This is a genomic window from Klebsiella sp. PK01 (assembly GCF_057624675.1).
Genome location: NZ_JBYEZM010000003.1, coordinates 284,286 through 298,247, shown reverse-complemented (window position 1 = coordinate 298,247; position 13,962 = coordinate 284,286). Strand labels below are relative to the sequence as shown.

General features: G+C 52.0%; 13 protein-coding genes. 4 read left to right on the top strand and 9 right to left on the bottom strand.

Annotated elements, in window-relative coordinates; genetic code table 11:
• Window positions 1–2: 2 nt before the first annotated feature.
• The 8 genes from fimF to AC22LX_RS10995 all read right to left on the bottom strand — a co-directional run bounded on the left by fimF (window position 3) and on the right by AC22LX_RS10995 (window position 8,903).
• Window positions 3–533: a type 1 fimbrial adaptor subunit FimF gene (fimF, locus tag AC22LX_RS11030; RefSeq protein ID WP_045396567.1), complete on the bottom strand. Its 531-nt coding sequence runs from the start codon at window positions 531–533 to the stop codon at window positions 3–5.
• Between the two features lie 10 nt (window positions 534–543).
• Window positions 544–3,177 (bottom strand): fimbrial biogenesis usher protein, encoded by a 2,634-nt coding sequence (locus tag AC22LX_RS11025; RefSeq protein WP_047050822.1) that lies wholly within the window; start codon window positions 3,175–3,177, stop codon window positions 544–546.
• Between the two features lie 81 nt (window positions 3,178–3,258).
• A complete protein-coding gene (locus AC22LX_RS11020) occupies window positions 3,259–3,945 on the bottom strand; it encodes a fimbria/pilus periplasmic chaperone (protein WP_045396572.1) in 687 nt (228 codons plus the stop codon).
• A 73-nt stretch (window positions 3,946–4,018) separates the two neighbouring features.
• A complete protein-coding gene (gene fimI / locus AC22LX_RS11015; protein WP_045396575.1) occupies window positions 4,019–4,558 on the bottom strand; it encodes a type 1 fimbrial minor subunit FimI in 540 nt (179 codons plus the stop codon).
• 72 nt (window positions 4,559–4,630) lie between these two features.
• Window positions 4,631–5,179, bottom strand: coding sequence for a type 1 fimbrial major subunit FimA (fimA, locus tag AC22LX_RS11010; protein ID WP_045373910.1), 549 nt, complete (start codon window positions 5,177–5,179; stop codon window positions 4,631–4,633).
• 494 nt (window positions 5,180–5,673) lie between these two features.
• Window positions 5,674–6,270, bottom strand: a complete 597-nt coding sequence (gene fimE, locus AC22LX_RS11005) for a type 1 fimbria switch DNA invertase FimE (protein WP_045373908.1) — start codon at window positions 6,268–6,270, stop codon at window positions 5,674–5,676.
• Between the two features lie 582 nt (window positions 6,271–6,852).
• The gene (locus AC22LX_RS11000) at window positions 6,853–7,458 is read right to left on the bottom strand and encodes a tyrosine-type DNA invertase (RefSeq protein WP_045396578.1); all 606 of its coding nucleotides are present in this window, start codon (window positions 7,456–7,458) and stop codon (window positions 6,853–6,855) included.
• Window positions 7,459–8,291: 833 nt separating this feature from the next.
• On the bottom strand, window positions 8,292–8,903 hold the full coding sequence (locus tag AC22LX_RS10995; RefSeq protein WP_045396582.1) for a LysE family translocator: 612 nt from the start codon (window positions 8,901–8,903) through the stop codon (window positions 8,292–8,294).
• A 138-nt stretch (window positions 8,904–9,041) separates the two neighbouring features.
• On the opposite strand from AC22LX_RS10995, the gene AC22LX_RS10990 reads away from it, so the two are divergent.
• A complete protein-coding gene (locus AC22LX_RS10990) occupies window positions 9,042–9,515 on the top strand; it encodes an Lrp/AsnC family transcriptional regulator (RefSeq protein WP_032706451.1) in 474 nt (157 codons plus the stop codon).
• A 36-nt stretch (window positions 9,516–9,551) separates the two neighbouring features.
• Here the strand turns inward: AC22LX_RS10990 and AC22LX_RS10985 are convergent, their stop codons facing one another.
• Window positions 9,552–9,797 carry a hypothetical protein gene (locus AC22LX_RS10985; protein ID WP_045396584.1) on the bottom strand — a complete coding sequence of 82 codons (246 nt, stop codon included), beginning with the start codon at window positions 9,795–9,797 and terminating at the stop codon, window positions 9,552–9,554.
• A 350-nt stretch (window positions 9,798–10,147) separates the two neighbouring features.
• Here AC22LX_RS10985 and AC22LX_RS10980 point away from each other — a divergent pair, with 350 nt between their 5' ends.
• From AC22LX_RS10980 to AC22LX_RS10970, 3 genes are read left to right on the top strand one after another with little or no spacing between them, the layout of a single operon-like run.
• Window positions 10,148–10,714 (top strand): fimbrial protein, encoded by a 567-nt coding sequence (locus AC22LX_RS10980; protein WP_045396586.1) that lies wholly within the window; start codon window positions 10,148–10,150, stop codon window positions 10,712–10,714.
• Between the two features lie 51 nt (window positions 10,715–10,765).
• Entirely contained in the window at window positions 10,766–11,449 is a 684-nt protein-coding gene (locus AC22LX_RS10975) for a fimbria/pilus periplasmic chaperone (protein WP_045396589.1), read from the top strand.
• 18 nt (window positions 11,450–11,467) lie between these two features.
• Window positions 11,468–13,951 (top strand): fimbrial biogenesis outer membrane usher protein, encoded by a 2,484-nt coding sequence (locus AC22LX_RS10970; RefSeq protein WP_049061905.1) that lies wholly within the window; start codon window positions 11,468–11,470, stop codon window positions 13,949–13,951.
• The last annotated feature ends 11 nt before the right edge of the window (window positions 13,952–13,962 follow it).

The window sequence follows — 13,962 nt, the reverse complement described above, 5'->3', positions numbered from 1 at the left end:
GGTTACTGGAATTCAAGGGTAAAGGTGGCGGTGGCATAGACGTGACCGGCGGTCACCGGTACGCGGGTTGCCATCAGCCTGGCGTAAAAACCGAGGGTGTTGGTCTGCCCCGGCGTTAAGGTGGTCCAGGCGAGCGACGAAGAGGGCGCGTTGACCGGCAGCATCGTCTGCTGGCCGTTGAGGATCTGCACCGCCATGCCCGCCGCCGCGGAGGCGCCGCCGTCGATTTTTAACAGGTCGTTATTGTCGCTATCCGGAGTGCCGTTAAAGCCGACTTTTACCGCCGTCACCGAGCTGCCGCAGGGCGACAGCACGATGCGAAACGGCACCAGCGGCGTGGTTGCGCCGACGGCGTTAAACTGCTTCGCGGCGTTATCCATCAGATCGACGGTAAACTCTTTCGATTCGGTGGCGACCGCGCAGGCGTTGTCGCGCACGTAGCCGCTGATGGTGATGGTGCTATCGGCCGCAAAGGCGTTGGCGCAGACCAGCGTCAGGACGGCACCGAACAGGTTAAGTGGTTTTTTCATCATCATGCGTTCCTTAACGGCACTCTGCCGATAGCAGGCTCAGCGCCTGTCGCTGACTCTCTTCCGGCAGGCGATAGCTGGCCACGCAGCTGGCGTTCGCGCCTTCGCCCCATTTCACCTGCACGCTGCCGGCGAGCGGCATCCCGCTCAGGTAGACCTGGCCGTTATCGGCCACGATACTGCCGCTCTGATTGCTGCCCGAGGTGACCATCGCGCCAAACGGCACCGGTTTGCCGTTATGGGTCAGCGTCATCAGTAACTTGACCCCGACGTGGGCTTTGAAGTCCGCCCGCACGATAGCGCCGTGAGTAGGGACGACGCTGACCACCGCGTCATCGAGATCGACGTTATCGGCAAGCGTATTGGTATCCAGCGCGACACGATTTTCGCGATATTCGGTGGCGTAAGGCAGTACCGCATAGCCGCGCCAGTCGGTACGCACCCCGGTCTGGTTTTCCACTTTTACGTTGTCGGCGCCCGGCGCTTTCACCAGCACCACCGTGTCATTCAGCGGCTGGCTCAGGGTCACGCCGTTGGCATGGGCCAATACGCCGCCGCTGACGCCGTAGTACAGCTGTTTAAAGCCGTCGCTGCGGCTGTAGCCGACGTTGGCGTTGCCGTAGCCGCCGCGGTAGTTCAGCGCCGCGTAGCCGGTGCCGCTGCTATCGCCTTCGCCGCCGCTGGCATAGCCGGTCTGCACGCTATAGCTCAGGTTATTGTCTTCCAGCAGGGTGCCGTAAAGTCCCGCCAGATTGGTCATCCGGCCATTAAGATCGTGCGACATGCTGTAGCTGGCGCTGGCGTGCCGCCATACCGATTTGCTGTCGGAACGCAGCCAGTGGCTGAACGGAATATTGACGTTGACCGCCAGCATCTGGTCGCGGCCCTGCTGCCAGGCGTTTTTGGTCAGGCTGTAGCTCAGCGTCCAGTTGATATCGTCCACCGCCGCGTTGAGCCCGGCCTGCAGCTGCTGGTCCGCCTTGCCGGTCGACCAGTAGGTCTGATGACTGCCGCTCAGATAGAGCGTGGCGGTACGCCCCAACTGTTGGGTCACGCTCAGTTGCACTTTGCCGCGCTTGTTATAGGCGAGGTTGTAGTAATCGGTGAATTTCGGCTTCACCTGGATCACGCCATCCTGGGTCTGTACGTCGTAACCGCTCATCCGGCGGTAGGTAGTATCGGCAAAGCTGTAATAACCTTTAGTGGAGTAGCGATAGCCCACCAGTTGGATATTGGTGCCGACATCGCTCAGCGACTTGTTATAGAGGAAGCGAATCGACTGCCCCTGGTGATCGCTGTCGTCGGGCAGGGTGGCGTTAGCCTGGGTGACATCCAGCGAGACGGCGCCGAAATCGCCCATGTTTTTCCCCACGCCGAGATTAAAGGCGCGGTAGCGGTCGGCGAGCTGAGTGCCGCCATATAGGGTCCAGCCCGCAGGCAGGCCGTGTAACACGGTACTCTGAAAGAACTTCGGCTCTTCCTGCTGATCGTTGCCGCTGCGGTATTCTCCGGCGGTCAGCGCGTACCGGGTATGCCCTTCGCGCTGTAGTACCGGCACCGTTGACCACGGCACGCTAAAGACCTGGCTGGTGCCGTCGTTTTCTTTAATCGTCACCTGCAGATCGCCGCCGTTGCCTGCGGCATACAGATCGTTAATGGTGAACGGGCCAGGCGGAACCGTGCTCTGGTAAATCTCATAACCGTTTTGTTTGATCGACACCTGCGCGGTGCCGCGGGCGATACCGTGGATCACCGGCGCAAAGCCCTTCTGGCTATCCGGCAGCATGTTGTCATCGCTCGCCAGCTGGGCGCCGCGGAAGTTAATGCCGTCGAAAACATCGCCGTTGGTGTAGCTGTCGCCGAGGGTCAGGCGCGAGCGCAGCGGCGTGATGTCGCGCTCAAGCCAGGTATTAACATGCTGCCATTTATTCTCATTGCTGGAACTGCTGCCGCCGCTGCTGTAGCTCCACGTGGTGTTATCACGTAGTCGCCAGGCGCCGAGATTAAGGCCGCTTTGTAGGTTTAAATAGGCGTAATTGCTGCTGCCGCCGGTATCGTTATGGACGTTGTTGCCGGTGAAGTTATAGTTCAGCAGCCCGGCGTTGATGCCGTCATCCCACATTTCAGGCGGAATGTAGCCGCGCGCGCGGTTGCCCATAAAGGCCTGCGGCACGGTGAGGTACAGGCGCTGCTGGCCGACATCGAAGCGCGTCGTGGCATCGGTGATAAGTTCGGTCAGCGGCACGCAGGCGTCGGCGGCGAGGGCGTTCATCCCGGTCACCGCCGCGGTGTTGACCCCCATGCCCGCCAGCTGGCCGCGGGTCAGGCACGGGCTTAACCCATGGCCTTTTTCACCGCGGTTAAATGTGACATCGCGAGTGGTCATAAAGCCGTCATTAAGGTAAATATCGACGCGGTAGGTGCCGGGCGGCACCTCTTGCCCGTTTTCAAAACCGGAAAGATCGGCCACCGCCGCAGGATCGTCAGCCAAAAAACGCGGGTTAAAATAGAGTTCAGCCTGCGCGTGACCCGCCTGCAGGACAAAACAGAGCGCCACGGGAAATTTCGCCATGGTCAAAATAGCGCGCGGGCGGAGCCAGGCGCTGCGGGAACCAAAACGGTCCTGTCCATATTTGAGATGTGACATAGTCCCTCCGGTCTGAATTCGCCCGGCTGTCAGTTCTTATTGTTATGCGCGGCATGGCCCGCCTGGCGGGCCAAACCTGTATTAGCGCAGCACGCCGTTCATTTTTGGGGTCAGCGCGCCGTAATCATTAATCGTGCGATAAGTAATGTTGCTACCGGCATCCGGCGGCAGCTTGACGGAGGTTTTGCCCATTGGCGGCACCAGCGCGTTTTCCAGCACCCGGGTGCCGGCGTTAAGTTCGGTGACGGTCAGGTAATAAGGAGTGGGGTTAGTCAGTGTTAACGACGAACCGCTGCGGCTAAAGCTCAGCTTTTCCGCCGCCTGATCCGGCGGCAGCGCCAGTTTCGCCGGGCGATAGTAGAGCTTGATGCGGCTGATAATCGCCAGCTGCAGGGTATTTTCGCTCAGTTTGGATTTATCCATCGACGGGATGGCTTTCACGTTAATCCAGAACAGACTTTCGCGATCCTGCGGCAGTTGTTTATTAGTGGCGTCAATGATGCGCAGGGTATTCTCTTTTTTACCCTGCATGGCGAACAGCGGCGGCGTAATCACAAAGCGGCTATCTTTGCCGCCGTCAGCGTTTTCCACCCACGACTGAATCAGATAGGTGCTGCTGTCGTCATTATTGGTCACCCCTAACTGCACCTGTTTTTGCCCGGCCGGATAGATAACCCGCGTGGCGCCGAGCGCAACGCCGGCCTGAGCCCAGGCGGAGTAACCGCTTGCGGCTATCATCAATAATCCCGCCAGTAGTCCGCGCGTCATCCCCAGTCTCTTTTTCACGTTTACCCCTTTTGTACTCACCGTTGTTTCCTGTTTCCGGATGTCTGCTGGTTAATTACTGATAGGTCAGAGAGAACCAAACTTGCGCGTTTGCCGCTCCCCCGGTGACCTGATTGCCGGTCGCCCGATATTTGGCTACGAAATGTAGCGTGGTGGGGCCGGTATACAGCCGCCGCCAGGCGCCCGGCGGGCTATTCAGCGGAATCAATTGATCTTCTTTATCAAATAACGCGATGCCTACGCCGGTGGCGATACCCGGTCCTTCGCCAACCGAGAGCACATCTGGATTTTTGCCATCAGCCACGCCGCGAAACGACACGCCGACATGCTGGCTGACCGCGGTGCTGCAATCCTGAAGGTGAATATCGAATGGCACGGGGTTGGCATCTTCCCCGGCTGAATGAAAGCGATTACTGCTGATCTGCCCCATATTGACGGTCATCTGCTGGTCGCCGGCTTCAACGCGGCAGGACTCGGCGATGATGACGCCCTGAAAACGCATGTTTCCCCCGGCGACCGTGACGTTCCAGTGGTTGCCGGCCAGCGCCAGCGGCGAAAGCAGAAACATCAGCAGACCTGTCTTCACTCCTTGCATCGTTATCACCCCAATCCCGTAGTGGATAACGGGCCATCCTGGCCCGGAATGCTTCCCTGTCTGATGTTTGAATTACTCGTATTGCACTTTGAAGGTGGCGTCTGCGTTAGCAGTACCGGCAGTAGCCGCGCCAGTGGCGTAGTAACGCGCCTGGAAAGGAATGATGTTGGTGCCGTCGTTCAGCGTGGTGGCCGCGCTGAAGGTTGCGCCATCCAGGCCCAGCGGAGTGCCGGTTTTGTCGAGGATCTGTACGCCGACGTTGGTCGCGCCGCCAGCAGCGGAGCTCTGCAGAGCCAGAACGCTGGTGTTGGTGCTATCAACCGCGGTACCAGAGAAAGCCACAGAGGCTTTAGTGGCAACAGTGGTATCACAGTCGTCTAACTGAATGTTGAAGCCTACAGCGGAGCTGGTGCTGCCCGCGGTAGCCAGTTTTGCTGAACGAACCTGGCCTAACTGAACGGTCTGATCGATAGAACCGGCATCGACTGCACAGGCTGCGTTGACGATTTCTCCTTTAAAATGCACTGTACCGCCATTTACCGTGGTGGTATCGGCCAAGGCCGCCGCGGAGCTCAGGGACAGAGCTGACAGAACAACGATTGCCAGTGTTTTGATTTTCATGCTGTTTTCCTTTAAACAAAATCGATATTACGAACCAAAATTGGCAGCCGTTTTGCCTTCCAGGCATTCCATAAATCAGCCGAATGGTGCGACTGCCGGTTCTGCACAGTTTTCGCCCCACTGATGAGTCAATTGGGGCCATTTTGACTCATCGGGATTTATGGCTTTTATTTTGTTAATGCTGATATATTTTTGGATTTATATACTGATAACTATTTATTTTGTGGATTTAATAACTGCTCACTTGCCGGGCATGGAAAAACGGCTTGTTTGAGTTCAATGTTGAGAAGCGGGCGTATGGGAGAGAGTCTGACGAGGATAAGTAAAGAAAGGTCGTTGGAGAATTTAATGAAAATCAATTAGATAAAAATTTTTTTGATGAAATATGCACTTGTCAGTTGCAAAAGATTACAAAACATTTTTATGATATAGACAGTTTGGCCCCAATTGACTTGTTCAATATTAAAAATTTTCCTTTTTATCAATTGGTTATCTTATTTCTTCCGCGCTTGTAAATTTTCCTCCAAAAGGTTGTTTCTTTCCCAAATCCCGGCAAAACGTGCTGCATTACTTGCGGTGTAACGGACAGTGTGGCGAATATTACGATGTCCGAGATAATCTTGTATCAAACGGGTATCAGCCCCTCTTTCAGCTAGCTCATAGCCGCAGGCGTGACGCAGCATATGCGGATGCGTATGAGTGACGGTACCGGCTTCTTCTCCGGCAGCGCGGATAATGCGATAGGCCTGTTGCCGAGAAAGCGGCGTACCGCGGCGCGAGATAAATAGCGCGTCGCTTTTGCCTGCGGCCTTCCAACTGGCCCGTTGTTGCGTCCAGCGCTCTATCGCTTCGCGCTCATCAAAACGCAGCGGGTGCACGGTAGAGAAACCGTTCTTTAAACGCCGTACATTGATGCGCCCTTCGTTGAGATCGAGATCGCGATAGTGCAGATCGAGTAGTTCACTGATACGCATCCCGTGGCGAAACGCCAACAGGATCAGACAGTAATCCCGTTCACCGGTTGGGCCGTGCTGGGCCGCCTGCATCATTGCCTGTACTTCTTTGGCGGTGAGAAAACGACGTCGGTTCACAATTTTGAGCTCCTGAATTTACGTTTACTTATAAGGGATATCCTGAGAAAAAGATCCCAGGATGGATAAAAAATAATCTGAATGCAAAGGCCGTATTATTTGAAGGGGCTAATGACAAAACAGGTATCACATTACATTTACACATGCATAAATTATCGCCACGCGATAATTCTTATTTTTATCTATTTTATTGTTTACCACAATAGAGCCACGCCAGGTCGCTGGCAGGTGCATAAAATAGCAAGGAAAAAAGTTAATGCCAGCTATTTATTGAACGGAAAACATGTGCTGAAAGGATTAATTTAACAATAAATAACGAACTTATATCCTGATAAATTACAGGTGCATAGAAACGTTTTTTTTCATGTTCTAAATAAGAACTTTTAAGAACAATAAACATATTTAACGTATGGTTAATTTTTATTAATGTTTTGCAAGAAAAAATCTATATATGAGGTAAGCTGCTTTTTATCGCAGCCTAAACAGAGCAAATTTGCAACAGTCTTGCCGGGGATAGCGGGCAGGGGCTGGCAGTAGTAGGGGGAACCGATAACGAAACGCCATCCGTGGCGTAAGGTTACCTTACTGGAAAAGCGACGTTCTCTGCTTCTCACGGGATTTATCCCAAATCCCGTAAAAGCGTCCGGCGTTGCTGGCCGTGTACCAGACGGTATGGCGAATGTTACGGTGACCGAGGTAATCCTGGATAAGACGCGTATCGATACCCATATTGGCCAGCGCAAAGCCGCAGGAGTGACGCAACATGTGCGGATGAATTTCCAGCGGTAATCCTGCCTGATCGCCGGAGGCGGAAATAATCTGGTAAAACTGTTGGCGTGAAAGTGGATTACCTTTGCGTGATAAAAATAACCACTCGCTGGTGGATTGCGGATATTCATCACGAATATCCAGCCAGCGCTTTAGCGCCTGGATCTCTTTATTAAGCAACGGATGAGTGGTTGAGAACCCTTTTTTTAAACGGTGGATATAAATACATTTTGAGCGTAAATCAATATCTGAAATTCGCAGTCGGCAAATTTCACTGGCACGAAACCCATGAATAAAACAAAGCAATGTCAGGCAATAATTACGAGCAGCATGTGGTCCACTATTGGCAGCGTTAAGTAGTGACTCGATTTCATTCTGAGTCAGGAAGTTCCTTTTTTTTATTTCGCTATTATTCTTCATTATGTTCCCTTTCTATTGCAGGCGTACATTACTATCCCATAGGCTCTGGTTGGCCTATTACAGGATCCGAAGATAGGTTTCGCATTTTATGAGTAAGCATGATGCGGATCGTTTTTAATATCCCTCAAGTTACAAGGACTGTATCGCGGCAACGCTGCGCGAAATCCAGTGGGTATAATGAAGTCTCCCCGCCGCCGGGGTGAAGTGCGCTGGCGAATTTTTGATGCGATGCGCTCAGGCATTTGATGTATATCGCTTTTCCTGGGGGTTTACACGTCCTGTTCATCCTTTCTCCTCTTGAGTATGCGCGCTTACAGCAAGGTCATTGACTACCAGCTGATAAACTGAGTCCTGGCTGGATAACGTTGTGACCGTTATCCATGAGGATAATTGCCTCAATAAACAGGTTGGTATTGCGTAAATGTTTTACCGTAGGCAAACAGCGTCAGGCACTTGCTAGCATTCACTGCAACACGACAACAGCGATTAAACCATACTGCAAAAATCGTAGAGAGAATAGCGTTAATAAATGTGCAGACGTTTCAAAGAGAGATTTTACTTTTTATCGAGCAGTCGGAATTTTCCGCTCGAGTAATCAGTTAATGGATGACTAAATCGGAGTTTTTCAGCAGTTTTAGGAAGTTATCGATGTTGGCCATTCAGCCGTAACCACTTATGATACATAGATAATTCATCTTCAGGAGCTCAGGGAAATAGATGAGCCAGCTTCCGTGGTTTAGCAACTTAATAACTACCTGTGACCCACGATTATATTTGTTGGTAAGGCCATGCGGCGCTAAAGAAGTTACCCTATGAGCGCCGCTGCTTACGAATTATCTTAACTGCTGGTAGAACAGGATAATAGCGATGGCAATCATAATCACCCCAGAAACCATGCTTACTCCCTTAGCCGCCTGCGGGCGGGCTGCCAGTACCGCGCGCGAACCGTAGCCGACCAACAGATAAATTAGCGTACAGGTCATCAGGTGCATCGCGCCCAGCGCCGACATCTGCAGCGCCAGCGGCCAACTGCCGTGCGGATCGGTAAACTGCGGTAGCAGGGCGAGGAACAACAGAAAGACTTTTGGATTAAGGCCGCTAATACATAATCCTTTCATCGCCCACGCATTCCAGCTGCCAGCCGATTGTTGCGCCGCGCCTGGCGCCGCCGGATGGCGTAATATCGTAACCCCGAGCCACAGTAAATAGGCCGCGCCCGCCAGCGTGATCGCCGATAGCGCTAGCGGATGACCGGCGATTAACACCCCGACGCCAGCGACGACGATAATGGTCGCCAGTAAATGGCCTGACATCAGTCCCATCACCGCCGGAACGACGCGACGACCGTTGATACCAGCGCTAATGGCATAGGCCCAGTCGGCGCCAGGGGTAATAATCAATAGAAACGAAACTATCCAGAAGCTGGCGATCAGGCTCATTTCCATCAGCAACGCTCCGCAACGATATTAGACATCACACACTCGCAAAATTAGGTTATCGTGTGAGAAAGAATATCGACATAGAAGCGAAATGAGCTTTCAATGTTATGTTGAAAACCGGCGATTAAAGAGAAAATCTTCCAAATGGATAGCATAGATCGAAAAATTCTTGCTGAGCTGCAGGCGGATGGGCGTCTGTCGATAACCGAACTGGCGGAGCGGGTGAATTTGAGTCTTTCTCCTTGCCACCGACGTCTACGCGCGCTGGAGCAAGAGGGGGTAATCACCGGCTATCGCGCCAATCTCGATCCGGGAAAAATGGGGTTCAATTTTCTGGCTATCGTGTTCGCCACGTTAAAAGAGGGCGATAAGAAAGCGGTCAGCGCTTTTGAGGAGGCGGTGGCGGAGATCCCGCAGGTTGTGCTGGCGCAACGCTTGTTTGGCGATCCGGACTACCTGATGCACGTCGTCACCCGGGATCTTCCTGCCTTTCAGAAACTCTATGATGACAAACTATCGGCGATGCCGGGCGTGCAGCATTTACGCTCAACGTTGGTGATGAAGACGGTGGTGCAGGATCGTCCTTTCCCACTGGAGACGTTAAACGCTTCCCGCTAATGCCCTGTGGCAGGGCATTAGCGCTCGTATGGCGAATCACCATTTCTCATCACGCGCGTTCTGGCGACCCTCACGGCGGTTGTCGCGTTTATCTACGCGACAGCTCATGTTGCTCTGTTGATCGTTTCTCACACAGTCGTGTTTTTCTTCGCGTCCACTCTGGCGCGCATCCTGACGGATATCACGGGCATCCTGGCGTTTTTCCGCGCGGTAGGTGGCGTGCGCGGTGAGCGTCGGCAGCAGCAGGGCGGCGGTAAGCAGAGGCAGGATCATTTTTTTCATTGTCGGAACCTTAAATATAAAAATAAATCACGGAAGGTTATAATTGTGGTTCGTAATCTTATGTAAATCGACACAAAATGTGCTGAACTCTCCTTTTTTTAGTTTATTATTAAACAAGCTTGGTAAATTCTCATTTTATTATTCTCGTTGCTACGTATTTTGGCTTATTACGCTAAAGAGATTACGAATATGGCATCAGGGCTCATTCGCTTTAAGTATTTGCATTGATTTTTATCAACGATCCTTATTCATCCTATTGTGGCGGATATTTAGCCATGCGATGCTCGCGGCATGAGATTTTTCTCAGTCCCCGCAAAGTTAAATGGAATTGTTAATAAAAGGAATATTATATGAAACGTTCAGTTATTGCTGCTGCAGTATTTTCAACCGTGCTGATGAGTGTTAATGCTTTTGCCGCGGCGCCAAATGAAGAGCAGGGTGAGTTAGTTATTATTGGTAATGTTATTAATTCTTCTTGTCGTTTTGAAACCGATTATAGCAGTACAATTCAATTGGCTGATGTTGATGCCACCCGTTTTGCCGGCATGTCGGCCGGTCAAGTCTTATCCGGTAATTTCGCCACCAGTAGCGATCCATTAACTATTGTTTGCCCGGAAGGCACGGTATTGAAATCGATTGATATTAGCGGCGGGACCTATACTGCCGGCGGCGTACTTAATCCTATCGCGACTACAACTTCTGCTAACGGGGTCGGTTTTAAATTAAAACTGGGTGAATCGGAGATTAATGAAAATACCATGTATGACGTCAATAATTTGCCGGGGGCGGTGACTTCTATGGGCAATGGCGTCTATCAAATGAACTTCTCTGCGCAATACGCCCGAATTAATGCCGCCACTCCGGTGACCGCCGGTGAAGTCCGCTCGGTGTTAACGATTGCCGTCTCTGCGGAGTAAGGACCTGTGCCGGCGCTTCGCCGGCAATTATTGTGCTAAGGGTGTGGTGCTATGAAACGGATTTTATTAGCAGGTTTATTTATCGCTATGCAGCCCGCGCATGCCGGAGTGGTGATTTTCGGTACCCGGGTGGTTTATCCGGCTGAGAAACAAGAAGTGGTCGTACAGTTGATGAATCATGGCGCCCGCTCTTCACTGGTGCAGTCGTGGATTGACGATGGCAATACCTCGTTGCCGCCGGAAAAAATCAACGTGCCGTTCCTGCTGTCGCCGCCGGTGGTGCGCATAGCGGGTAACTCCGGCCAGCAGCTGCGAATAAAAAAATTAGCCAACAAACTTCCGCCAAACAAGGAGTCGCTGTTTTATCTCAACGTACTCGATATTCCTCCGAATACGCCAGGAAGTGAGGGGGCGAATACGCTGCGGTTTGCCATGCAAAACCGTATTAAGCTTTTTTATCGTCCTAAAGGCATTGCGGCGGTAAATAAAGATACGTTTAAAAATATTTCGCTGTCTTCCAGAAAAAACGCTCTGCATATCGCCAATGGTACCGCAAATTGGCTGACGATTACTGAAGTTAAAGTCAGTAATGTTAAAGTTAATGAGCGCAGCGTGATGATTGCGCCGTTATCCAGTCAGGATGTCATTTTAAAAAATAATCTCGCCCGCCAGTATTCGCTAACGATGATTGATGATAATGGAAACTTTATTAGCGACAGGCTCAATGTAAAATAATAAATAATGGAGTTGGCCATGTTAAGGATGACGCCGCTTTCCTCAATGATATTGTTGGTTTTATTATCCGGTCAGCTGCAGGCCGCTGAAGAGACTTTTGATACCAATTTCATGATCGGCGGAATGAAAGGTGAAAAATCATCAAGCTTTCACTTTGCGGATAATCAACCACTGCCCGGTGAATATGAATTAGATATTTACGTCAATAAACAATGGCGTGGTAAATATCCAATCGTAGTCGCCAGTAATCCGGATGATACCTGCCTGTCATCGACATTATTAAATCAGCTGGGAATCAAAGCGGATAGCGCGCAGATGGCAAAGGATAACCAGTGCATGACGCTAAAATCCGCGGTGCGCAGCGGTAGTTATACCTTTAATATCAATATTTTTCAGCTTGATTTAGAAATTCCGCAGGCCTACGTGGAGGATCTTGAGCGCGGCTACGTCGCGCCGGAAAGCTGGGACCGCGGCGTTAACGCGCTGTATACCTCTTATTATCTGAGCCAGTATTACAGTGACTATAAAAATAACGGCAATAACAAAAGCACCTACGCCCGCTTCAATAGTGGGCTGAACCTGTTGAGCTGGCAGTTGCACTCTGATGCCACTTACAGCAAAGCCGATAGCGGCAGCGGCGACTGGAAAAGCAATACCCTGTATCTGGAACGCGGCTTTGCGCCGATTTTAGGCACCTTGCGCGCGGGCGACATGTATACCTCAGCGGATATTTTCGATGCGGTACGCTTTCGTGGGGTTCGTCTGTTCCGCGACATGCAAATGTTGCCAAACTCAAAACAGAACTTCACGCCGATCGTGCAGGGGATTGCCCAGAGCAACGCGCTGGTAACCATTGAGCAGAACGGCTTCACCGTCTATCAGAAAGAGGTGCCGCCGGGGCCTTTTGCGATTGCCGATTTACAACTCGCCGGCGGCGGGGCGGATCTCGATGTCACTATCCGGGAAGCCGACGGCTCGGTAACCACCTACCTGGTGCCTTATTCCTCGGTACCCAATATGTTGCAGCCGGGGGTATCTAAATATGACATTGCCGCCGGGCGCAGCCATATCGAAGGTGCCAGCAATCAGGAAGACTTTATGCAGGCCAGCTATCAATATGGCCTGAACAACCTGCTGACCCTGTATGGCGGTACCATGCTAGGCACCGATTATCAGGCTTTCACTATGGGAACCGGATGGAATACCCATCTCGGCGCGATATCCGTTGACGGCACCTGGGCGCGTAGCGATCAGGATAACGGTACTTTTGAAGGGCAAAGCTATCAGATTGCCTACAACAAATACCTCACCCAGACTAAAACGCGTTTCGGAATGGCGGCTTATCGCTATTCAACCAGCGACTATCGTACTTTTAACGATCATGTTTGGGCGAAGAACCGTAATAGTTATCACCATGATGATAATGATGTTTACAACATTGATGACTATTATCGCTATGATTTTGGACGTAAAAATAGTTTCTCCGCCAACATCAGCCAGTCGTTGCCGGAAGGGTTGGGGTCTTTTTCACTGAGTGCCTTGTGGCGTGACTACTGGGGAAAAAGCGGCAGCAATAAAGATTATCAGCTGAGCTACTCTAATAACTGGCAGCGGGTTTCCTGGACCATTTCGGCCAGCCAGACCTATGATGAAGATCATCATGAAGATAAGCGCTTTAACCTCTTCATTTCGATTCCGCTTATCTGGGGAGAGAGCGACAGCGTACTGGCGCGTCGTTTGACGCTGTCGAATTCGACGACCTTCGATAATGACGGTTTTGCCTCCAATAACACCGGCATCAGCGGCACAGGCGGCCAGCGCGACCAGTTTGACTATGGCGTGAACTTTAGCCGTCAGCAGCAAAACCATGAAACCACCGCCGGCGGCAACCTTACCTGGAACGCGCCGCTGGCGACGCTGAGCGGCAGCTACAGTCAGTCGTCGAAATATACCCAGGCCAGCGGCAGCCTGTCAGGCGGGGTGGTGGCCTGGTCCGGCGGCGTCAATTTCGCTAGCCAGCTTTCGGAAACCTTCGCCATTATTCAGGCGCCGGGCCTGGAAAATGCTTACGTCAATGGTCAGAAATATCGCACCACCAACGGTCAGGGAACGGTCATTTTCGATCACGTATTGCCTTACCGTGAAAGTTCGCTGCTGCTGAATACCGCCAATACGCAGAGCAAAACCGAGTTGATTGGCAACCGTAAAGCGGTCGCTCCGTACCGCGGGGCGGTGGTGCTGGCGCGTTTCGATACCGACCAGCGTCAACCCTGGCTTATTCACGCCGAACGCCCGGACGGTACGCCGCTGAAATTTGGCTATGAAATTGAAGATAACGACGGACAGAATGTCGGCGTCGTCGGCCAGGGCAGCATGCTGTATATCCGCACCGATAACGTACCGCCGTCGATAACCATCGCGGTCGATAAGCAGCAGGGCCATTACTGCACCATTACATTTAAACATACCATTGATGAAGGTAAGACCTATGTCTGCCGCTAAAAGGACGATTT

Excerpts from the sequence above, each read along its gene's own strand:
- fimF (WP_045396567.1), bottom strand. The coding sequence starts at position 533 with ATGATGAAAAAACCACTTAACCTGTTCGGTGCCGTCCTGACGCTGGTC.
- AC22LX_RS11025 (WP_047050822.1), bottom strand. The coding sequence starts at position 3,177 with ATGTCACATCTCAAATATGGACAGGACCGTTTTGGTTCCCGCAGCGCC.
- AC22LX_RS11020 (WP_045396572.1), bottom strand. The coding sequence starts at position 3,945 with ATGACGCGCGGACTACTGGCGGGATTATTGATGATAGCCGCAAGCGGT.
- fimI (WP_045396575.1), bottom strand. The coding sequence starts at position 4,558 with ATGCAAGGAGTGAAGACAGGTCTGCTGATGTTTCTGCTTTCGCCGCTG.
- fimA (WP_045373910.1), bottom strand. The coding sequence starts at position 5,179 with ATGAAAATCAAAACACTGGCAATCGTTGTTCTGTCAGCTCTGTCCCTG.
- AC22LX_RS11000 (WP_045396578.1), bottom strand. The coding sequence starts at position 7,458 with ATGAAGAATAATAGCGAAATAAAAAAAAGGAACTTCCTGACTCAGAAT.
- AC22LX_RS10995 (WP_045396582.1), bottom strand. The coding sequence starts at position 8,903 with ATGGAAATGAGCCTGATCGCCAGCTTCTGGATAGTTTCGTTTCTATTG.
- AC22LX_RS10990 (WP_032706451.1), top strand. The coding sequence starts at position 9,042 with ATGGATAGCATAGATCGAAAAATTCTTGCTGAGCTGCAGGCGGATGGG.
- AC22LX_RS10985 (WP_045396584.1), bottom strand. The coding sequence starts at position 9,797 with ATGAAAAAAATGATCCTGCCTCTGCTTACCGCCGCCCTGCTGCTGCCG.
- AC22LX_RS10980 (WP_045396586.1), top strand. The coding sequence starts at position 10,148 with ATGAAACGTTCAGTTATTGCTGCTGCAGTATTTTCAACCGTGCTGATG.
- AC22LX_RS10975 (WP_045396589.1), top strand. The coding sequence starts at position 10,766 with ATGAAACGGATTTTATTAGCAGGTTTATTTATCGCTATGCAGCCCGCG.
- AC22LX_RS10970 (WP_049061905.1), top strand. The coding sequence starts at position 11,468 with ATGTTAAGGATGACGCCGCTTTCCTCAATGATATTGTTGGTTTTATTA.